Origin of the sequence: Streptomyces bugieae (assembly GCF_036352915.1) — a bacterium.
Lineage (GTDB): Bacteria > Actinomycetota > Actinomycetes > Streptomycetales > Streptomycetaceae > Streptomyces > Streptomyces endophytica.
On sequence record NZ_JAZBJP010000050.1, the window covers coordinates 1 to 21526 of the forward strand.

Consider the following 21526-nt stretch of genomic DNA (forward strand, 5'->3'; position numbering starts at 1 on the left):
CCGAACCCGGAAGCTAAGCCTTTCAGCGCCGATGGTACTGCAGGGGGGACCCTGTGGGAGAGTAGGACGCCGCCGAACAATCTTTGTGGGAAGCCCCGCACCGTATGGTGCGGGGCTTTTCTGCGTTCAGGACTGGTGAGGGGGCGGTATACGGTGAAGCATCTCTTTCGGTTGAGACCTCGTCCCAGGCTCGTGGTGCCGGCGGTGGAAGCGTGCGGTGGGTGCTGTCCGCGCCAAGCTCACCCAACTGAGGCCGGTCACTCATACTCTCCAGCTGCGGCTCACAGACGACTGAGGGCAAGAGGGTGGTGCACTCTCCTCACGTATGACCAGGAGCGGTCGCCGTGACGGAGGACACTGGGGGTGTCCCGCCGCCAGGTCTGCGGGCGGGGCGAGTGCTTGATACGTGAGGCGGCGTGTTTTACAGGCGGCCGGTGGACTTCAGGGTGAGGTAGGCGTCTGCGAGGTCGGGGGCCAGGTGGGCCGGGGTGGCGTCGATGACGGTGATGCCCTGGCGGCGGAGGCGGTCTGCGATGTGGCGGCGCGCGGCGATGGCCTGCTCTGCGGCTGCTGCGGCGTAGACGGCCTGGGGGGAGTGGCGGCCGGCGGCCATTTCCTCGATGCGGGGATCGGCTACGGCGGCGACGATGACTTCGTTGCGCTGGGTGAGGCTGGGCAGGACGGGCAGGAGGGCCTCTTCGACGGGGGCCGCGTCCAGGCCGGTGAACAGGACGATCAGGGAGCGGCGCGAGGTGCGGCGATGGATTTCGGCGGCCAGGCCGCGGGCGTCCGCCTCGACGAGTTCGGCTTCGAGGGGCGCAAGGGCGTCGGTCAGGGCCGGGAGAAGATCGCGGGCGGTGCGGCCCTGTACGGAGGCGCGGATGCGACGGTCGTAGGCGAGGAGATCGACGTGGTCGCCGGCGCGTGCGGCCAGCGTGCCGAGCAGCAGGGCCGCGTCCATGGAGGCGTCGAGGCGGGGGATGTCGCCGATACGGGCGGCCGAGGTGCGGCCGGTCTCGAGGACGAGCAGGATGCGGCGGTCGCGTTCGGGGCGCCAGGTGCGGACGGCGAGGTCCTGTCGGCGGGCGGAGGCGCGCCAGTCGATGGAGCGGGTGTCGTCGCCGGGGGTGTAGTCGCGGAGGCTGTCGAACTCGGTGCCCTCACCGCGCGTCAGGAGACTGGTGCGGCCGTCGAGTTCGCGGAGCCGTGCGAGCTTGGCGGGGAGGTGTTTGCGGCTGGTGAAGGGAGGCAGGACGCGCAGGGTCCACGGGACGTGGTGACTGCCCTGTCGCGCTGCCAGGCCGAGGGGGCCGTAGGAGCGGACGGTGACGCGCACGGCGTGGTGGTCGCCGCGTCGGGTGGGGTGGAGGGTGGTCGTCAGGCGTCGGCGCTCGGCTGGGGGGAGGCGGACGGTGTGGCGGGAGGCGGCGATGTCCGAGCCGGGGTGGAAGGAGCTCGGGGGCCAGGCGTCGCGGACGTGGGCGCGCAGCGTACGACCGCTCGGGTTGGTGAGAGTGAGGTGGGTGGGGGCTTCGCCTGTTAGTCGAACGGTTGTTTCACCGGTTCGGGTGAAACGGAGCTTTCGCACTGGCGCGGCGAGCGCGAGGTCGCACAAAATTGCTATCAGCAAGGCGAGTTGCACGATCGCGATGCCGAGCCAGCTGGGCAGCACGAAGCCGACGAGCAGGGCTCCGAGTGCGGAGACGAGGGCGGTGCGTCCGGTGAGGGTCACGGTGTCGCCTCAGCGGGGGACGGGGAGATGTGCGAGCACGGCGTTGATCACGGAGTCTGCGGTGACTCCTTCCATCTCCGCTTCGGGGCGGAGCTGGATGCGGTGGCGCAGCGTGGGGAGCGCAAGGGCCTTCACGTCGTCAGGGGTGACATAGTCGCGGCCGGTGAGCCACGCCCAGGCGCGTGACGTGGAGAGCAGGGCAGTGGCGCCTCGGGGGGAGACGCCGAGAGAGAGCGAGGGGGATTCGCGAGTGGCACGGCAGATATCGACGATATAGCCGGTGACTTCGGGGGATACCGAGGTCTTCGCGACGGCGGCTCGGGCCGCGTCGAGGTCGGCGGCGGAAGCGACGGGGCGAAGTCCGGCGGCGTTCAGGTCGCGGGGGCTGAAGCCGGCCGCGTGACGGGTGAGGATGTCTATCTCGTCCTGCCGCTCGGGCAGCGGGACCGTCAGCTTCAGCAGAAAACGGTCGAGTTGGGCCTCGGGCAGCGGATAGGTGCCCTCGTACTCCACGGGGTTCTGCGTGGCGGCGACCAGGAACGGCTCGGGAAGGGGACGGGCTGTTCCGTCGACCGTGACCTGACGCTCTTCCATGGCTTCCAGCAGGGATGCCTGGGTCTTGGGGGGCGTGCGATTGATCTCGTCGGCCAGCAGCAGATTGGTGAAGACGGGGCCCGCCTGGAAGGAGAACTCCGCGCTGCGGGCGTCGTAGACCAGTGAGCCCGTCACATCACTCGGCATCAGGTCAGGGGTGAACTGCACCCGCTTGGTCTCGAGTTCGAGGGCGGTCGACAGGGCGCGTACGAGAAGGGTCTTGGCGACACCGGGGGCGCCTTCGAGGAGTACGTGACCGCGGCAGAGGAGGGCGACGACCAGCCCGGTGACGGCGGGGTCCTGGCCAACGACGGCCTTGGCTATCTCGGTGCGCAGGGCCTCGAGGGAGGCTCGGGCGCTGTCAGCGGTCGGGGTGCTCACGGGGGGCGTGCCTCTCTTGGGAAACGATCGAGGATTCGAGTGCGTCGAGCTGGTCGGCCAGCTGCACCAGGGCCCGGTCATCCGCGGGGGCCGGGCCGAAGAGCAGGGTGTGGAGATCTGTCCCGGTGTCAGCGCGAACGGTCAAGTGGGTGTGGAGGGCCGGGAGAAGACGGTCAGGAGCGTGGGCGTGTGTGGGTGGCACGCCGAGGAGGGGGGCGAGCCGGGTGCGGGTTGCGGAGCGCAGGGCGGTTGCGGCCCGGTCGCGGGCGCCGGCCTGTTCGTAGAGGCGGGCGTGGCCCTCGGTGGTCTCGGCGGCGGGGACGGTGACGGGGAGTTTTTCGGGGACGAGCGGGCCGAGCCGGCGGGCGCGCCAGACGGCTGCGAGGCCGGCGGCGATGGTTAGTTGGAGCAGGGCCCAGCTCCAGCCGGAGGGGATGAGATCGAGGAAGCTGCGCTGGTCATGAGCGGATGACGGGTCGCTCACGGAGGGGAGGTACCAGATCAGATGGTGGTGAGCACCGAGGAGTTGAAGGGCGAGCGAGGCGTTGCCGTGCTCGGCGAGGTGTTGGTTGTAGAGGAAGTCGGCGGAGCCGAGGAGGACGGTGTCGCGGCCGTTGCCGGCGGCCGGCAGGCGAAGCAGGGTGGGCCGGCCGCTGACGGGGTAGCAGCGGTCGGTGCGCTCGTCGGAAGTGGTGTAGCGAAGGCCGCCGAGGAGCACGCTGCCGGCGCGGTGTGCGTCGGGCAGGGAACAGGCGGGCTTGCGCGGGGAGTTGCCCGTTGCGGGTTGGGCCTGGACGCCGGGGGCGAAGGTCCAGAGGGAAGCCGAGCCGGGGGTCAGCAGGACGGTGCGCCCGACGGTGCGAGCGGTTGCGGTGTGCAGGGCCGTCAGCTGCTTCTGCGTCAGGACGTCGGGGTCGGTGATGAGCAGGGTGGTGCCGGGGCCGGCTGCGCGGGCCGCCTCCTCGGAGGTGGTCACGACCTGAAGGGAGACGCCCTGGCCGGCGAGGAGCCGGGCCAGCGCACGGCTGCCGGAGCGGTCCGCCGAGCGGGGGTCGAGCCGGCCGTGCTGTTCACCGGACTGCAGGGCGGCGAGGATCACTCCGCTGATGACGAGGAGGAGCAGCGCGACCAGGGGACCTCGGGAGCGGGTCCACAGTCGGCGCGCGGTGAGCGAGGGCGCGGGGGCCTCCGGGGCGGCCGTGGTCATCCGCGGCTCCACGTCGGGGTGGTGGCCAGGTCGGGCTTGGCCTGCTGGAGCTCGGTGTCGAGGGTGGTCAGGAAGGCGTATGCCTGTTCCGTGCCGGGTCGGCCGCCGTATGTGACGTCGTCGAAGGTGCGGGCGGCGGTGCGGAGTTGGTCGGCGTACCGGGGGAGTGTCAGGCCGGCCTCGGTGGCGGCCTCGTCGGCGGTGCGGCCGGCGGCGGGGGTGAGCAGGGTGCGTTCCTCGAGGGAGAGGACGAGGGCGCGCATGCGGTCCTGGACGGCCTGGCTCCAGTGGCCTGCGGCGGCGTGCCGTTCGGCGGCCGCGCGGTGTTCGGCGGCGGTCCGGGGGGTGTCGGAGAAGAGCGCGCCGCTGGTGGTCGGGGTGCGGCGTACCGCGCCGAGGCGCAGCCGGAGGGCGACGACGAGCAGCAGGACGAAGGCGGCGATGGCGAGGAGGCCGATCCAGCCGCCCGGTGTGGCGCCGGCTGCCGCGCCGAAGAGGTCGTCGACGCGGTCCCAGAGCCAGTCGAGGGCGCGCTGGATCGGGTTGGGGTCGTGCTGGTGGTACCGGGGGTCGGACAGTTCGCGCTCGGCCGCCTCGCGGGCGGGGAGGCGCGGTGTCCGCACCGGTATGTCGTCGTCGGAGCGCGCTGTGAGTGACCCGAGCGCGGCCATGTTCCCCCCTGTTGTCACCGCATCAGCTTCCCGGTGCGGCGTCGGGACCGGCGTCGTCCGCAGTGGTGGCGGGGGCGGTCGGAGTGTGTGCGGTCGGGACGTCTGCGGCCGGTGCGTCGGTGGGGGCGTCGGCGCCGTATCCGGGGAGGCCGGCGGCGCGGGCCAGTTCGAGGTCGAGGGCCTCGCGGCGGATGCGCTGGTCCACGTAGAGGAGTGCGGTGACGCCGGCGCTGATCGGGAAGGTGATGGTGGAGCTGATCACGGCGCCGATGCCCAGCACGATCAGGAACGACCAGCCGGTGTTGTCGCTGGTGCCGTTCGCCCAGTCCAGGATGCTCTCACCACCGATGACGAAGGCGACGATGGTGGCCGGGATCTGGATGATGAACTCGACGATGGCGACCAGGAGGTAGGCCAGCAGCTGGACGCCCAGCACCCGCCACCAGGAGCCGCGTACGAGCTTGGCGGAGCGTCGCATGGAGGCGATGACGCCCTGCTTCTCCAGCATCAGTGCGGAGGAGGCGAGGCTGTAGCGGACCCACAGCCAGATGCCGACGGCGGAGGCGGCGATCCCTCCGAACACGGTGAGGAGCAGGCCCAGGTCCAGCGTGGCGAAGGCGGTGACGAGGAGGCCGGGGGTCAGGCCGACGGCGAAGACGGTCGTGATGAGGAGGGGCAGCAGCACCAGCAGGCCGAGGAGGCGCGGGAGTTGGCCGCGGGCGTCGCGCCAGGCTTCGCCGGCCGTCACGGAACGGCCGAGGACGGCGCGGCTCACGATCATGGTGAGCAGTCCGGTGGCGATGATGGTGGCGAGGAGCCCGATCACCGAGGTGAGGGCGGTTCCGGCGAGCGAGTTCCCGGCCTGGCGCATGGTTTCGCGGACCGGCGGGACGTTGCTGTTGGAGATCGTGGGCGCGCGGCCGGCGTTCCGGAACCACAGGCCGGTGACGACGGTGATGGCCGTCTGCGAGACGACTGCGACGATCAGCGATATGCCGAGCACGGTGCGCCAGTGGGCCCGCATGGTGGCGACCGCGCCGTCGAGTATCTCCCCGACGCCGAGCGGGCGGAGCGGGATGACGCCGGGCTTGGCCGCCGGAGGCACCGGGGGCCAGCCCCACGGGGCCTGCGGGCCGGCGGCCGGGTGGGGGCCGCCCCAGCCGGGCTGGCCGGTGCCGGACGAGGCGCGGGCGCGGTCGCCGGAGGCGGACCGGCCGCTGCGGTCTCCGGGACCGCTCTGGCCGGGGATGCCGGCGGGGGCCGACCACTGGCCGGCGGGCGGTTGTTGCTTGGACCAGTTCGGCGGGGTCGGCTGCTCGGCGGCGCCGGGGCGGTCGTCCGTTCCGGAGGCCTGGTCGGGCTGCTCCGGTGTGCCGCGGCCCGGCTCGTCGGAGGGGGTGGATCCGGGCGAGGCCCAGCCCGGAGAGTTGTTCATCGTCGCTCCTTCTTGCTGCCGGCCCGCCGTGGCGGCCGGGGTCCGGGGTCCGCGGTGGCAGTCATCGTGTCATGGCGCCGTGCGTTGTGTACCCGGGCCCTGAGAGTGAGAGGACCTTCTGTTCGAGGGGCGGTCGGCGGCAGACTGAGGGGATGGGCGATCAGTACGAGGTATCCGAGGTGGGCGCCGGGACGCTCACGATCCCGTCGCTGCGCTGGGAGGAGCTGCCGGAGGGGCCTGTCGTGGTCCTCCTTGATCAGACCCGGCTGCCGGTGGAAGAGGTCGAGCTGGTCTGTACGGACGTGCCGGCGCTGGTCGAGGCGATCTGTTCGCTGGCCGTGCGGGGGGCGCCGCTGCTGGGTATCGCGGGCGCCTATGGCGTGGCGCTGGCCGCGGCGCGGGGCTTCGACGTGGAAGAGGCCGTGGAGGCGCTGGCGCAGGCCCGGCCGACCGCGGCCAATCTGGGCTACGGCGTGCGGCGGGCGGCGAATGCGTACCGGGTGGCGGTGGCCGACGGGGCCGGAGCGCCGGAGGCGGCGGCCGCGGCGCTGGTCGAGGCCCGGGCCGTGCACGCGGAGGACATCGCGGCCAGTGCGCGGATGGCGGAGCACGGTATGGCGTTGCTGGGCGAGCTGCTGCCGGGCGGCGGTCACCGGATTCTCACGCACTGCAACACGGGCGCGCTGGTGTCCGGGGGCGAGGGCACCGCCCTGGCGGTGGCGCTGGCGGCGCACCGGGCCGGTGAGCTGCGCCGGCTGTGGGTGGACGAGACGCGGCCACTGTTGCAGGGGGCGCGGCTGACCGCCTACGAGGCGGCGCGGGCCGGTATGGCGTACACGGTGCTGTCGGACGGGGCGGCCGGGTCGCTGTTCGCCGGTGGTGAGGTGGACGCGGTGCTGATAGGCGCGGACCGCATCGCGGCGGACGGCTCGGTCGCCAACAAGGTCGGCAGCTATCCGCTGGCGGTGCTGGCGCAGTACCACCACGTTCCGTTCGTGGTGGTGGCGCCGACGAGCACGGTGGATCTGGAGACCGAGGAGGGCGCGGACATCGAGGTGGAGCAGCGGCCGGGGCAGGAAGTGACGGAGTTCTCGTTGCCGGCTGCGCAGGGTGCCGGGGCGGTCCCGGGGGCCGGTGTGCCGGTGGCGCCGTTGGGCGCACAGGCCTACAACCCGGCCTTCGACGTGACTCCGCCGGAGCTGGTGACGGCGATCGTGACGGAGGCCGGAGTGGTCTCCCCGGTCACCCGGGACCGGCTGGCGGAGGTGTGTTCCACGTCACGATGGAGTAAGTCACGATCAGGTAATGGGATGATGGCCGAATGAAGGGACGCGTCCTGGTCGTCGACGACGACACCGCACTGGCAGAGATGCTCGGCATTGTGCTGCGTGGCGAAGGCTTTGAACCGTCGTTCGTGTCGGACGGTGACAAGGCCCTTGCCGCCTTCCGTGAGACCAAGCCGGATCTCGTCCTGCTCGACCTGATGCTGCCCGGACGGGACGGCATCGAGGTGTGCCGGCTGATCCGCGCGGAGTCCGGCGTGCCGATCGTCATGCTGACCGCCAAGAGCGACACGGTCGATGTGGTGGTCGGGCTCGAGTCGGGCGCGGACGACTACATCGTCAAGCCGTTCAAGCCCAAGGAGCTGGTGGCCCGGATCCGGGCGCGGCTGCGGCGTTCGGAGGAGCCGGCGCCCGAGCAGCTGGCCATCGGTGACCTGGTCATCGATGTGGCGGGCCACTCGGTCAAGCGCGACGGCCAGTCGATCGCGCTGACCCCGCTGGAGTTCGATCTGCTGGTGGCGCTGGCGCGCAAGCCGTGGCAGGTGTTCACCCGTGAGGTGCTGCTGGAGCAGGTCTGGGGCTATCGGCACGCCGCGGACACCCGGCTGGTCAATGTCCATGTGCAGCGGCTGCGCTCGAAGGTCGAGCGGGATCCGGAGCGTCCGGAGATCGTGGTGACCGTGCGCGGGGTCGGCTACAAGGCCGGACCCAGCTGAGATGGTCCGGGACGGTTCGGCCCCGGAGGGAAAGCGGGGGCGCACCGTCAGCACGACGGGTGATATGTCCTTTTCGGGAAGATTGGTTGCTCGGTTGCTGCGCGGTGGCCAGCTGCTGCCCGACGGCGCGGTGAGCGGCCCGGTCCACCCCTTGCTGCGGCTTTTCAGTCGGTGGGTGCGGCGGCCGCTGCTGCCCGCCCTGCGGCTGTGGCGCCGCAACATCCAGCTGCGGGTCGTGGCGACCACCCTGCTCATGTCCCTCGCCGTCGTGCTGCTGCTCGGCGTCGTGGTCGTCGGCCAGGTCCGTAACGGCCTGCTCACGGCCAAGGCACAGGCCGCGCAGAGCCAGGCCGTGGGCGGCTTCAGCGTCGCCCAGAAGATGGCCGACGGCGCCGACGACACCCGTACCGACGACACCGCCCGGACCGGCAACCGCGGCACCCAGGACTCCGCGACCTGGCTGACCGGCCTGGTCGAACAGCTCGCCAGCGGCGGCCAGGGCGTCTTCTCCGTAGTGGCGCTCAGCTCAGACTCCGACGAGCCGTTCGGCGACTCCAGCCCCGGCACCCGCGGGCCGCGCGCCTCCGGGGACGTCGATCCGGAGCGGAGCGTACCGGCCGAGCTGCGGCGGAAGCTGGACACCAAGTCCGGCACGTTCCGGCAGTACACCCAGATCAAGCGCATCGGGTCGGACGACGGCGTGCCGGCGCTGATCATCGGCAAGCGGCTCAACGACGTCAACAGCAACCAGTACCAGCTCTACTACCTCTTCCCGTTCAGCCAGGAAGAGGAGTCGCTCAAGCTGGTGACGGGCACCCTCGCGACGGCCGGCGTCTTCGTGGTGATCCTGCTCGGCGCGATCGCCTGGCTGGTGGTGCGGCAGGTCGTCACGCCCGTACGGATGGCCGCGGGCATCTCCGAACGGCTGGCCGCCGGCCTCCTCCAGGAGCGGATGAAGGTCACCGGCGAGGACGACATCGCCCGGCTCGGCGAGTCCTTCAACAAGATGGCGCAGAACCTCCAGGTCAAGATCCAGCAGCTGGAGGAGCTGTCCCGGATGCAGCGCCGCTTCGTCTCCGACGTCTCGCACGAGCTGCGGACGCCGCTGACGACGGTGCGGATGGCGGCCGACGTCATCCACGACGCCCGCGACGAGTTCGACCCCGCCACGGCACGCTCCGCCGAGCTGCTGCGCGGCCAGCTCGACCGCTTCGAGTCGCTGCTCGCCGAACTGCTGGAGATCAGCCGATTCGACGCCGGTGCGGCCGCGCTGGAGGCCGAGCCGATAGACCTGCGCGATGTGGTGCACCGCGTCATCGAGGGCGCCGAACCGCTCGCCGAGCGCAAGGGCAGCCGCATCGTGGTGCGCGGTGCCGAGCAGCCGGTGATCGCCGAGGCCGACCCCCGCCGCGTGGAGCGGGTGCTGCGCAATCTCGTCGTCAACGCCGTCGAACACGGAGAGGGCCGCGACGTCGTCGTACGGCTGGCGTCCGCGGGCAGCCGTAGTGGCGGCGCGGTGGCCGTCGCGGTGCGCGACTACGGAGTCGGGCTCAAGCCCGGCGAGGCCACCCGCGTCTTCAACCGCTTCTGGCGCGCCGACCCGGCCCGGGCCCGCACCACGGGCGGCACCGGACTCGGCCTGTCCATCGCCGTCGAGGACGCCCGGCTGCACGGCGGCTGGCTCCAGGCGTGGGGCGAGCCGGGCGGCGGCTCCCAGTTCCGGCTGACGCTGCCCCGTACGGCCGGCGAGCCGCTGCGCGGGTCCCCGATACCCCTGGAACCGGAGGACTCCCGGCGTAACCTCGCCGGCCGAGCCGGCGCCGGACGGACGGGTGCCGCGGCCGGCCAGAAGGCCTCCACGATCCCCGTCCAGGCGCGCGCCGCGCAGCCCGGCGGCACGGCATCGCTCGGCTCCGCGTCGTCCGCGGCCCGGCCGGTCGCCGATCCCACGGCGCTGCCCGGAGACGGAACCCGCGTGGTGCCGCAGAGCGGGGGCGCACGGAGCGAACGGGCCGCGCACGACGAAGGCGCGCACCTCGACGAAACGGTCCCCCGGGGCGGGGCCGAGCAGGACACCGGACGGGGTGGGGAACGGGAAGGCGGACGGCGTGGACACTGAGCGCGGAAACGAGCGCGGGGTGGGGCCCACGTCCCGGAAGCTCACCGGTCAGCACCCGTCGGAGCACACCCGTCGGAAAGCCCGTGGGACGAGCGGGCCGGCGTGGAAGCTGGCGCTGCTCGGGGGCGCGTCGGTGCTGCTCGCCGGCTGCGCCTCCATGCCGGACAACGGCGACGTCACGGCCGTCGACCAGTCGCCGCGCTCCGAGGGCGACTCGCAGGTCCGGGTCTACGGCGTGCCCCCGCAGGACGGCGCCCAGCCCACCAACATCGTGCGCAGCTTCCTCGACGCGACGACCAGCGACGAGGCGGACTTCCGCACGGCCACCCAGTACCTGGCCAAGTCGGCACGGCGTACCTGGCGGCCGTTCCAGGTCACCAAGGTGCTCCAGGAACGGCCGAAACCCGAACCGAAGGTGCAGCCCAACCGCGAGGACGCGAACGGCTACTCCGTCACGCTGTCCGGCAGCCAGATCGCGACGGTGGACGACAACCACGCGTACACCCCCGAGGAGCGGCCGTACCGCCAGACGATCCACCTCATCAAGGAGGGGGGCCAGTGGCGGATCGACCGGCTGCCGAACGGAGTGGTGCTCGGGCTGTCCGACTTCCAGCGCATCTACCGCTCCGTCAACAAGTACTACTTCGCCTCCTACGAGTCGGAGTCGGAGGAGCCGAAGGCCAGCCGCGACGTGCTCGTCGCGGACCCGGTCTACCTGCGCCAGCGGATAAAGCCGATCACGGCCAGTGTGCAGGCGCTGCTGTCCGGCCCCACCGACTGGCTGAACCAGGTGACGACCTCGGCGTTCCCGCCCGGCACCCGGCTCGCCGCGCACGACCTGGCGCTGGACGACTCCAACGGCCTGCGGGTCAAGCTCAGCAAGGAGGCGGTGAGCACCGACACCGACCAGTGCAGGCGGATGGCGGCTCAGCTCTTCTTCACCGTCCAGGACATGACGCGCGCCTCGAAGATCAGCGATGTCGAACTCCAGGACAACAACGGCAACTCGCTGTGCACGCTCTCCCAGGACCAGGCCGAACGCGACTTCGCGCCGGCGCCGCTGACCGGGCACTCCGCCAAGGAGTACTTCATCGACGCCGACCACAGGGTGGTCGCCATGTCGGACTCGGCGACCGAACCGACGCCGGTGCGCGGAGCGTTCGGCACCGGCAAGACCCCGCTGCGCTCGGTGGCCATCTCGCGCGGTGAGAACACCGCGGCGGGGGTGTCGAGCGACGGCCGGTCCCTGTACGTGGCCGCCCTGGAGGACGGCATCGAGCGTGGCGCGCCACTGATGACGAGCACCGGCTCGGCCAAGAACCCCGACGAGGGCCTGACCGCGCCGAGCTGGGACGGCCTGGGAGACCTGTGGGTCGCGGACCGCGATGCGCACGGTTCCCGGCTGCTGCGGATGCGCGAGGGCAAGGGCGACCCGGAGCGGGTGGCGGTGCCCGGTCTCGGCGGACGGCGGATCAAGGCGATCAAGGTGGCCGCGGACGGCATCCGGATCGCGATGCTCGTCGAGGACAAGGGGCGCACCACGCTGCAGCTCGGCCGGGTCGAGCGCCGCGGCAGCTCGGCGCATCCGGTGCTGTCGGTGGAGGAACTGCGGCCGATCGCCCCGCAGTTGGAGGACGTGGTGGCCGCCTCCTGGGCGGGCGGCAGCCGGCTGGTGGTCGTCGGCCGGGAGTCCGGCGGGGTGCAGCAGATGCAGTACATGGAGACCGACGGTTCGGCCTCCGACGCGCAGACGCTGCCCGGGGTCAACGGCGTGAAGGCGGTGGCGGCCTCGGAGGACGAGGCCCGACCGCTGATCGCCGACGCCACGGAGGGCATCGTGCGGCTGCCTCCGGACGCGAACTGGAAGACCGTGGCGAAGGACGGGACGGCACCGGTTTATCCCGGGTGACGATCCGCTTCTGTTCCTCCGCCGGCTTTGGCTCCTTGGTCGTTTTCGGTTTCCTCTTGTCGGTTCGCCTTGTCGGTTCGCCTTGTCGGTCTGCCTCGTCGGTCGGTCTTGTCGGGCGGCTTTGTCGGTCGGTCTTGTTCGTCGGCCTCAAGTTGGTCGGTTTGCCTGGCTTCGGTGACCCCCTTGGTTCCCTTGGTTCCCTTGGTTCCCTGATCCCGCGTGGTCTCCTGATCCCACGTGGTCCCGTGACCGCCGGTGACCAGCGGGGTTCGTGCTGACGTCACGCGGCCGGCGGCCGGTCCGCAGAGTTATCCACAGGGGTGGTGAGCGCCGGTGGACCGCGGGACAGTGGATCCATGCAGGGGGTGTGGCGCGAACTGGCCGGCCTGGTGTTGCCGGTCGCCTGTGCGGGGTGTGGTCGACCGCGTACGGAGCTGTGCGGTCGGTGCCGTCGGGCGCTGGGGAGGGACGGCCGAGGGGCACGGCGGGTTCGGCCGCGGCCGGCGCCGCCGGGGCTGCCCGGGGTGTGGGCGGGCGCGCCGTACGCCGACGAGGTGCGGGCGGTGCTGCTCGCGCACAAGGAGCGCGGCGCCCTGCGGCTGGCCGGGCCGCTGGGGTGGGTGCTGGCCGGGGCGGTGCGGGGGCTGTGGCGCGGCGGTGAGCCGCTGGTGCTGGTGCCGGTGCCCTCGGCCCGCAGGTCCGTGGCGGGCCGGGGGCATGATCCGGTGCGCCGGATCGCCCTGGCGGCAGCCCGCGAGCTGCGCCGGCCTGCGCTGGCGGCTGCGGCGGCTGCTCCGACTGCCGCTGCTGCGACGGGGACGGGGGTGGGGGAGGGGGCGGGGGCCCCACCCAGAGCCCACGTCCTCCCCGCCCTCCACCAGCTTCGCCCCGTGGCTGATCAGGCGGGGCTGAGCGCCCCGGAGCGGCTGGCGAATCTGGCCGGGGCCCTGGGCGTGCGGCGCGGGGCCGAGCGGCTGCTGAGCGGGCAGCCAGTGGTGCTGGTGGACGACCTGGTCACGACGGGGGCAACGCTCGCCGAGGCGGCCCGGGCGGTCACGGGGGCGGGGGGCCGGGTGATTGGCGCGGCGGTGGTGGCGGCGCCCACCAGCAGCTTCGAGCACGCCACCGGCCACAGCACGGCCACCGGCCACAGCACGGCCACCGGCCACAGCACGGCCACCAACCACCGCACGGCCATCGGCCGCAGCTTCGCCACCGGCCGCAGTCCCAGCACCGGCGCCCCCGGCACGGCCGACAGCGCCCCCGGCACGGCTGGCAACAGCCCCGGCACTGGCAACAGCGCCCGCACGGCCGGCAGCGGCCCCCGCACGCCCCGCAGGCGTGACGGCACCCCTGCCAGTCGTTCCGGCATCGCCGAGATCTATCACGGCGTGGCCGGTCGCCGGAGAAATTCAACCGGCAAGTAGCAATTTCAACGGGCAAGTAGTTGAGGAGGAAAAATCACTCAAACGGACCCGAGGGCTGCGAGGGGGTGCCGACAACAGCCCAGGAGAGCTATGTTCGGTTGTGAGGACTTGGCGGACGTTTTGCCTCGGATGTCGCGATGGATGCGTTCAGGGGCGCCAGCGGCGACCCTGAAAAATGGGGGAGTGGAGATCGTGCCGTGTGGGGAGGAGGAGGTGAAAGTGCCAAGTCCGAGGCTTCGGCACCCACCGGAGCCTGGTGCAAGAAGGAATCGCCCCGCTCGCCGAGCGGTGCGATCCGGGAACGGAGTTCTGCGTGGACATCGTCGTCAAGGGCCGCAAGACCGAGGTGCCCGAGCGGTTCCGTAAGCACGTGGCCGAGAAGCTGAAGCTGGAGAAAGTCCAGAAGCTCGACGCTAAGGTGATCAGCTTGGACGTCGAGGTGTCCAAGGAGCACAACCCGCGGCAGGCCGACCGTTCCGACCGAGTGGAGATCACGCTTCGCTCCCGTGGCCCGGTGGTCCGGGCCGAGGCGGCCGCAGCCGATCCCTACGCCGCGCTGGACCTGGCTACCGCAAAGCTGGAGGCGCGCCTGCGCAAGCAGCACGACAAGCGCTTCTCACGCCGCGGCAACGGGCGCATTCCGGCGAGTGAGGTCGCCGTCAGCGTCCCCGGCGTCGCGAGCCTCAACACCAACGGCGAACTCGCCACCGAAGCCGAAGAGTCGGTGCCGACCACGAGGATGGGATCGATCGACGTCCAGGGTGAAGGACCCCTGATCGTCCGCGAGAAGACCCACTCGGCCGCGCCGATGTCGCTCGACCAGGCGCTCAACGAGATGGAATTGGTCGGACACGACTTCTATCTCTTCGTCGACGCCGACACCAAGCTGCCGAGTGTCGTCTACCGGCGGCACGCATACGACTATGGCGTCATCCACTTGAACCCCGATTCGTTCGGGGAGGAGGAGCCCGGCGGCGCAGGGGGCGCGCTGGGCGGCTGAACCCCACCCGCTCGGTGCCCCCGGCGTACGCCCGGGGGCACCATCGTGCCCGGAGATGGCAGGAGTTGAAGCCGTATAGTGTTTGTGCCAGCCAGGCAGCATGTGGGCACCAAACGGCGACATGCCGGGGAGGCGGTCGTATGGCGTTGATCGGGCTGGCCGCAGGGGGCTGTTGTCAACCAGCCTTATTTCCAAGCTCTGGCCTTCCGGCCGAGTAGTTGACGGGGAGGATCCATGGGGGAAAGTTTCGGGCCCGTGCGCGGTGACGCGGACGACGACAGCGGAGTCGGGGGCGACGACGGCGCCGGCCGGTCCGTGAGAGTGCCGCGCAAGGAGCCGATCAGGGTCCTGGTGGTGGACGATCACGCGCTCTTCCGGCGGGGCCTGGAGATCGTGCTGGCCCAGGAAGAGGACATCCAGGTCGTCGGCGAGGCGGGGGACGGTGCGGAGGCGGTCGACAAGGCCGCTGATCTGCTGCCGGACATCGTGCTGATGGACGTGCGGATGCCCAAGCGCGGTGGGATCGAGGCGTGCACCTCCATCAAGGAGGTGGCCCCCAGCGCGAAGATCATCATGCTCACGATCAGCGACGAAGAGGCCGATCTCTACGACGCGATCAAGGCCGGCGCCACTGGCTACCTCCTCAAGGAGATCTCCACCGACGAGGTGGCGACCGCCATCCGGGCCGTCGCGGACGGCCAGTCGCAGATCAGCCCGTCGATGGCGTCGAAGCTCCTGACGGAGTTCAAGTCGATGATCCAGCGGACGGACGAGCGCCGGCTGGTGCCGGCGCCCCGGCTCACCGACCGTGAGCTGGAGGTCCTCAAGCTCGTCGCCACGGGCATGAACAACCGTGACATCGCCAAGGAACTCTTCATCTCCGAGAACACCGTGAAGAACCACGTCCGCAACATCCTGGAGAAGCTGCAGTTGCACTCCCGGATGGAGGCGGTGGTCTACGCGATGCGGGAGAAGATCCTCGAGATCCGCTGACCGAGTCCCGCTGACCGAGTCCCGTTGGCCGATCCGCTGACCGTGATCGGCTGACCGGGCTCCGTTGACCGGCCGGAGCCCTCGTCCTCCTCAATCGCCCCCGCGTATGAGTTCCGTGTGCAGGGCGGCGGCCAACTGCGGGTCGTCGCAGCGGTCGACGCGTACGGTGTCGCAGCCGACCCAGGTCGCGGCCTCCTGGAGGGCCCGGACCATGGGGGCGACGGCCTTGCGGTCGCGCATCGAGACCTGGCGGGCGACCAGGGTGGTGCCCTCGCGGGCCGGGTCGACGCGGCCGACCAGCTGCCCGCCGGCCAGCAGCGGCATCGCGAAATAGCCGTGTATCCGCTGCGGGCGGGGGACGTATGCCTCCAGGCGGTGGGTGAAGCCGAAGATCCGCTCCGTGCGCGGCCGGTCCCAGATGAGGGAGTCGAACGGGGAGAGCAGGGTCGTACGGTGCCGGCCGCGCGGTGCGGTGGCCAGGGCGGCGGGATCGGCCCAGGCGGGCTTGGTCCAGCCCTCGACCTCGACCGGGACCAGCCCGGAGTCGGCGATCACCGCATCGACCTGCTCGCCCTTCAGGCGGTGGTAGTCCGCCAGGTCGGCGCGGGTGGCCACGCCCAGGGCCGTACCGGCCTGGGTGACCAGGCGGCGGAGGCATTCCGCGTCGTCGAGGTCGTCGTGCAGCAGCTCGGCGGGGACGGCGCGCTCGGCGAGGTCGTAGACGCGCTTCCAGGCGCGCCGCTCGGTGCAGACCACGTCGCCGGTGTCCAGCAGCCACTCGACGGCGATCTTGGTCTCGGACCAGTCCCACCACTCCCCGCCGTTGCGGCCGCCGCCCAGCTCGGACGTGGTCAGCGGGCCGTCGGCCGCGAGCCGGTCCAGGACGGCGGCGCAGGACCGCTCGGAGTCCTTCATGACGTGCCAGCGGTGACCTTTCGCACGCCGGGCGCGGCGGCGGAAGGCGAAGTGCGGCCATTCCTCGATGGGCAGGATGCAGGCGGCGTGCGACCAGTATTCGAAGCTGTGGGGGCGGGCCGTCGGTGTGCCTCCGTCGGCCGTGCTCCAGTAGGCGGCCTCGACGGCGGGGCGGCCGACGGGGCCGAGCCGGGCGTACGGCACGAGCTCGTGCGAGCGGGCGAGCACGGAGATCGTGTCGAGCTGCACCGCGCCCAGGTGGCGCAGCACACCGCGGACGCCCGCCCGGCGGTCCGGGGCGCCCAGGAGCCCCTGCGCCCGCAGTGCCAGGCGGCGGGCGTCGTCGCGGGACAGGGCGGTCACGGGCTTCGGCCGGTGCGGTGGTTGTGTGGCGGCGGTCATGTTCGCACAGCGTAGGGGCGGGCACTGACAACGCCCGGAAGAAGCCTGTGACCTGCGGAGACAGCGAGGATCGCTCAGCGCGGGTACGGGAGGTACGGCGTCCTGTCCGCCGTGGGGCGGCCTGTCTCGTCGGTGCCCGCGGCGTCCGCCCCGTCGGCGGTGTCCGTGTCCCCGGCCAGGTCGTAGGGGAGCAGGGAGCCGATCCATACGTCCCGGCGGGTGCCCTCGTGCACCAGCTTGGCGCGGAGGGTGCCCTCCATCTGGAAGCCCAGTGCGCGGGCTACGGCGCGGGAGCCCTCGTTGCCGGCCTCGGCGAGCCACTCCATGCGTTCCACGCCCAGCTCGCGGAAGGCCCAGCGCAGCACCGCGCGGGCGGCCTCGACGGTGTAGCCGCGGCCGCGGTGTTCCTTGGCGGTCCAGTAGCCCAGTTCGGCCTGGCGTTCGGGGGTGCGCAACTGGGTGAGGCGGACCAGGCCCATCGAGCCGATCAGGGCGCCGTCGGCCCGGGAGACCACGGCGAAGTTGTAGGCGGTGTCGTCCCGCCAGCCCTCGGGGACGGCCGTGCCGACGAACTGCTCCGCGTCCCGGAGACCGTAGGGTGAGGGCACGGCCGTCCAGCGCGGGATGTCGGGATCCTGGCAGGCGGCGTGGACCGCGGGCGCGTCCGACGGCTCGAAGGGGCGCAGCACCAGGCGCTCGGTCGTGAGGGTGACGGGCTTCATGGCCTGAGTCTGCAAGTCCGCGCAAGGCGCCGCGAACGGTTTTCGCGTGATTCCCGGCACCTGCCCGGCACCTTCTCGCGGGCTCGTGCGTTCACGTGAGGAGGGGAAGGCGGGGTTCGCTGCGGCGGACCTCCCGGCCCGGCGGCGTCCTCCCTTACGATGGCCGTTGCGGCGGGGCCTGCCCCCTTGGAAAAATGCCGCGCCCGCGCACTCGACCGTGCAGGCCCGACCGGCAAGGAGACCAGCCCAAGTGTCCGTCTTGACGAAGATCATGCGTGCAGGCGAAGGAAAGATCCTGCGCAAACTGCACCGCATCGCGGGCCAGGTCAACTCCATCGAGGAGGACTTCGCGGCCCTCTCCGACGCTGAGCTGCGGGCGCTCACGGACGAGTACAAGGAGCGGTACGCCGACGGCGAGAGCCTCGACGACCTGCTCCCCGAGGCGTTCGCCACGGTCCGTGAGGCCGCCAAGCGCGTCCTCGGCCAGCGCCACTACGACGTCCAGCTGATGGGCGGCGCGGCCCTGCACCTGGGATACGTCGCCGAGATGAAGACCGGTGAGGGCAAGACCCTGGTCGGTACCCTCCCGACGTACCTCAATGCGCTGTCCGGCAAGGGCGTCCACCTGATCACGGTGAACGACTATCTGGCCGAGCGCGACTCCGAGATGATGGGCCGGGTCCACAAGTTCCTGGGCCTGACGGTCGGTTGCATCCTCGCCGACATGACGCCGGCGCAGCGCCGCGAGCAGTACAACTGCGACATCACCTACGGCACGAACAACGAGTTCGGCTTCGACTACCTCCGCGACAACATGGCCTGGTCGCAGGACGAACTCGTCCAGCGCGGCCACAACTTCGCGGTCGTCGACGAGGTCGACTCGATCCTCGTCGACGAGGCCCGTACGCCGCTGATCATCTCCGGCCCGGCGGACTCGGCCACCAAGTGGTACGGCGACTTCGCCAAGTTGGTGCAGCGCCTCAAGCGCGGCGAGGCGGCCAACCCGCAGCGCGGTGTCGAGGAGACCGGCGACTACGACGTCGACGAGAAGAAGCGGACCGTCGGCATCCATGAGTCCGGTGTCAGCAAGGTCGAGGACTGGCTGGGCATCGACAACCTCTACGAGTCGGTCAACACCCCGCTCGTCGGTTACCTCAACAACGCCATCAAGGCCAAGGAGCTCTTCAAGAACGACAAGGACTACGTCGTCATCGACGGCGAGGTCATGATCGTCGACGAGCACACCGGCCGTATCCTCGCCGGCCGCCGCTACAACGAGGGCATGCACCAGGCCATCGAGGCGAAGGAAGGTGTGGAGATCAAGGACGAGAACCAGACGCTCGCCACGATCACCCTGCAGAACTTCTTCCGCCTCTACGACAAGCTCTCCGGCATGACCGGTACGGCCATGACCGAGGCCGCCGAGTTCCACCAGATCTACAAGCTCGGCGTCGTCCCGATCCCGACGAACCGGCCGATGATCCGCAAGGACCAGGCGGACCTGATCTACCGCACCGAGCCCGCGAAGTTCGACGCGGTCGTCGAGGACATCGTCGAGAAGCACGGCAAGGGCCAGCCGATCCTGGTCGGCACGACGTCCGTGGAGAAGTCCGAGTACCTCTCCCAGCAGCTCAACAAGCGCGGTGTGCCGCACGAGGTCCTCAACGCCAAGCAGCACGACCGGGAGGCGTCGATCGTCGCCCAGGCCGGCCGCAAGGGCGCCGTCACGGTCGCCACGAACATGGCCGGCCGCGGTACGGACATCAAGCTCGGCGGCAACCCCGACACCCTCGCCGAGGCCGAGCTGCGCCAGATGGGGCTCGACCCGGTCGAGCACGCCGAGGAGTGGGCGGCCGCGCTGCCCGCCGCCCTGGAGCGCGCCGAGGCCGCGGTCAAGGCGGAGTTCGAGGAGGTCAAGGAGCTCGGCGGGCTGTACGTGCTCGGCACGGAGCGGCATGAGTCGCGCCGGATCGACAACCAGCTGCGCGGCCGCTCCGGCCGTCAGGGCGACCCGGGCGAGTCGCGGTTCTACCTCTCCCTCGGTGACGACCTGATGCGGCTGTTCAAGGCCCAGATGGTCGAGCGGGTCATGGCGATGGCCAACGTCCCCGACGACGTCCCGATCGAGAACAAGATGGTGACCCGGGCGATCGCCTCCGCCCAGTCGCAGGTCGAGCAGCAGAACTTCGAGACCCGCAAGAACGTCCTGAAGTACGACGAGGTGCTCAACCGGCAGCGCGAGGTCATCTACGGCGAGCGCCGCCGCGTCCTGGAGGGCGAGGACCTGCAGGAGCAGATCAAGCACTTCATGGACGACACCATCGACGCCTACATCCAGGCGGAGACCGTCGAGGGCTTCGCGGAGGAGTGGGACCTGGACCGTCTGTGGGGCGCGTTCAAGCAGCTCTACCCGGTGAAGGTGACCGTCGAGGAGCTGGAGGAGGAGGCCGGCGACCGCGCGGGCCTGACCGCCGAGTTCATCGCCGACGCCGTCAAGGACGACATCCACGAGCAGTACGCCGCCCGCGAGGAGCAGCTCGGCTCGGACATCATGCGCGAGCTGGAGCGCCGGGTCGTGCTGTCCGTCCTGGACCGCAAGTGGCGCGAGCACCTCTACGAGATGGACTACCTCCAGGAGGGCATCGGCCTGCGGGCGATGGCCCAGAAGGACCCGCTGGTCGAGTACCAGCGCGAGGGCTTCGACATGTTCACCGCCATGATGGAGGGCATCAAGGAGGAGTCCGTCGGCTACCTGTTCAACCTGGAGGTCCAGGTGGAGCAGCAGGTCGAGGAGGTCCCGGTGGAGGAGGCCGCGGAGCTGCCCGCCCAGGAGGCGGTGCCCGCGGGTGCGGGGCGTCCCGAGATCCACGCCAAGGGGCTGGAGGCGCCGCAGCGCCCGGACCGGCTGCACTTCACCGCGCCCAAGGTGGACGGCGACGGCAGCGTCATCGAGGGCGATTTCATCAGCGACGAGGAGCCGGGCGGGCCGGCCCGCTCCGAGGCGGACGGGCTGACCCGCGCGGAGCGGCGCAAGGCCCAGAAGAGCGGCGGACGGCGCCGCAAGAAGTGAGTACGGGACGGTGACCGGGGCCGGGCGGAGCACGCCCGGCCCGGACCGTGCGGGGCGCCTCGGCCGGAGACCGGCCGGGGCGCTTTCGTCTGTGGACGGCCCGGTCATGACGCCCGGCCCGGGAGGGCGGGGGCCGGGCCGATGTCGAGGGCGGCGCAGCGCCAGCGGGAGTCGGCGCCCAGTTCCAGCCGGAAGGCCAGGGCGCGCAGCCGTTCGCCGGTGGTGATCCGGGCGAACGCCTCGATGACGCCGCGTCGCGGCCGGCACAGCCCGCACTCGCGGACCGTCGGCACGGGCCCGCGCCGCCCCGGCCCCAGGACGGGCCGCAGCGGTGCCTGCGGGGCGAGTTCCGCCAGCCGGTCGTAGGCGGCGGGCAGCGCATGCCCCAGCAGGGCATGGACGGGCCGCTGCCCGCTGAGGGTGAGGACCAGTTGGTGGGCGAACCAGAGGTGCGGCCGGCCTTCCTGTGCCCGGCGCTGGGCCCCGACGGTGGGGAGCGGGGCGGTACGGGCCGGCCCGCGGCCGGCGGGGACGGGCCCGCGGCGCGTCGTACCGGGGCGGCGCCCGCGCGCGCCGGGTCCGCTGCCGGCCGGGCCGAGGGGGCCGCGGCCTGCGGGGGTGGACCGCCGGGGGCGGGGGACGGTCGGGCCGCCGCCCCGTGCGCCGGCCGGTGAGGTGCCCGCAGGCGGGGGTGCGTCGTCCGTCGTGGCGGGGCCGTCGGTTCCGGTTCCGCCCGCTGGCAGGATCTCGCTTCCGGTCATGGTGTCGTCCCTGCTCATGAGTTCCCCCTTCGTTCCCGGCCCGATTACTGGCCGGTAGCTTTTCGGTTGGGGATCTTCGTATCGGCGGGGCCGGAGCGGCGGCAAGGCGCGGGAACGGGCCCGGTACGGGGACGCGGGATTCACTCTTCCGTGGCGCGGGCCCGGCACAGAGCCTTTGTGGGCCGCTGC

Annotated in this window: 15 protein-coding genes, 1 rRNA gene and 1 pseudogene; 9 read left to right on the top strand and 8 right to left on the bottom strand. The window is 71.5% G+C overall.

From position 1 onward, the window contains the following. A 5S ribosomal RNA gene (gene rrf, locus V2J85_RS37565) occupies positions 1–78 on the top strand; the annotation flags it as partial. Positions 79–421: 343 nt separating this feature from the next. Here rrf and V2J85_RS37570 read toward each other — a convergent pair. Genes V2J85_RS37570 through V2J85_RS37590 form a run of 5 tightly spaced genes read right to left on the bottom strand, consistent with a single transcriptional unit; the run spans position 422 to position 6020 of the window. Next, complete coding sequence (locus tag V2J85_RS37570) at positions 422–1732, bottom strand: DUF58 domain-containing protein (RefSeq protein WP_330824086.1); 1311 nt, start codon at positions 1730–1732, stop codon at positions 422–424. Positions 1733–1741: 9 nt separating this feature from the next. Next, the gene (locus V2J85_RS37575) at positions 1742–2707 is read right to left on the bottom strand and encodes an AAA family ATPase (RefSeq protein WP_261951136.1); all 966 of its coding nucleotides are present in this window, start codon (positions 2705–2707) and stop codon (positions 1742–1744) included. Further along, entirely contained in the window at positions 2688–3914 is a 1227-nt protein-coding gene (locus V2J85_RS37580; RefSeq protein ID WP_330824087.1) for a DUF4350 domain-containing protein, read from the bottom strand. Before V2J85_RS37580 ends, V2J85_RS37575 begins: the two co-directional genes overlap by 20 nt. Next, the gene (locus tag V2J85_RS37585; protein WP_330824088.1) at positions 3911–4585 is read right to left on the bottom strand and encodes a DUF4129 domain-containing protein; all 675 of its coding nucleotides are present in this window, start codon (positions 4583–4585) and stop codon (positions 3911–3913) included. Before V2J85_RS37585 ends, V2J85_RS37580 begins: the two co-directional genes overlap by 4 nt. 22 nt (positions 4586–4607) lie before the next feature. Continuing rightward, complete coding sequence (locus V2J85_RS37590) at positions 4608–6020, bottom strand: DUF7847 domain-containing protein (protein WP_330824089.1); 1413 nt, start codon at positions 6018–6020, stop codon at positions 4608–4610. A 152-nt stretch (positions 6021–6172) separates the two neighbouring features. Here V2J85_RS37590 and mtnA point away from each other — a divergent pair, with 152 nt between their 5' ends. The 7 genes and pseudogenes from mtnA (at position 6173) to V2J85_RS37625 (ending at position 15467) form a co-directional block, all read left to right on the top strand. Beyond that, positions 6173–7345, top strand: coding sequence for an S-methyl-5-thioribose-1-phosphate isomerase (gene mtnA, locus V2J85_RS37595; protein ID WP_330824090.1), 1173 nt, complete (start codon positions 6173–6175; stop codon positions 7343–7345). Further along, a complete protein-coding gene (gene mtrA / locus V2J85_RS37600; RefSeq protein WP_030416996.1) occupies positions 7342–8019 on the top strand; it encodes a two-component system response regulator MtrA in 678 nt (225 codons plus the stop codon). The genes mtnA and mtrA overlap by 4 nt, the downstream gene beginning before the upstream one ends. Positions 8020–8083: 64 nt before the next feature. After that, positions 8084–10138 (top strand): MtrAB system histidine kinase MtrB, encoded by a 2055-nt coding sequence (gene mtrB / locus V2J85_RS37605; RefSeq protein WP_330824091.1) that lies wholly within the window; start codon positions 8084–8086, stop codon positions 10136–10138. Continuing rightward, positions 10128–12047: an LpqB family beta-propeller domain-containing protein gene (locus V2J85_RS37610; protein ID WP_419836870.1), complete on the top strand. Its 1920-nt coding sequence runs from the start codon at positions 10128–10130 to the stop codon at positions 12045–12047. Before mtrB ends, V2J85_RS37610 begins: the two co-directional genes overlap by 11 nt. A gap of 356 nt (positions 12048–12403) precedes the next feature. Continuing rightward, positions 12404–13165 (top strand): annotated as a pseudogene (locus V2J85_RS37615) (ComF family protein); the annotation flags it as partial. A gap of 622 nt (positions 13166–13787) precedes the next feature. Further along, positions 13788–14474, top strand: coding sequence for a ribosome hibernation-promoting factor, HPF/YfiA family (gene hpf / locus V2J85_RS37620; protein WP_030416868.1), 687 nt, complete (start codon positions 13788–13790; stop codon positions 14472–14474). 234 nt (positions 14475–14708) lie between these two features. Next, on the top strand, positions 14709–15467 hold the full coding sequence (locus V2J85_RS37625) for a response regulator transcription factor (protein WP_330824092.1): 759 nt from the start codon (positions 14709–14711) through the stop codon (positions 15465–15467). Positions 15468–15557: 90 nt separating this feature from the next. On the opposite strand, the gene V2J85_RS37630 is transcribed toward V2J85_RS37625, so the two are convergent. After that, entirely contained in the window at positions 15558–16784 is a 1227-nt protein-coding gene (locus V2J85_RS37630) for a winged helix-turn-helix domain-containing protein (RefSeq protein WP_330824093.1), read from the bottom strand. A 74-nt stretch (positions 16785–16858) separates the two neighbouring features. Beyond that, on the bottom strand, positions 16859–17506 hold the full coding sequence (locus V2J85_RS37635) for a GNAT family N-acetyltransferase (protein WP_330824094.1): 648 nt from the start codon (positions 17504–17506) through the stop codon (positions 16859–16861). 250 nt (positions 17507–17756) lie between these two features. On the opposite strand from V2J85_RS37635, the gene secA reads away from it, so the two are divergent. Continuing rightward, complete coding sequence (gene secA / locus V2J85_RS37640; RefSeq protein WP_261951144.1) at positions 17757–20576, top strand: preprotein translocase subunit SecA; 2820 nt, start codon at positions 17757–17759, stop codon at positions 20574–20576. Between the two features lie 104 nt (positions 20577–20680). On the opposite strand, the gene V2J85_RS37645 is transcribed toward secA, so the two are convergent. Continuing rightward, the gene (locus V2J85_RS37645; RefSeq protein ID WP_330824095.1) at positions 20681–21355 is read right to left on the bottom strand and encodes an Rv3235 family protein; all 675 of its coding nucleotides are present in this window, start codon (positions 21353–21355) and stop codon (positions 20681–20683) included. Between the last annotated feature and the right edge of the window lie 171 nt (positions 21356–21526).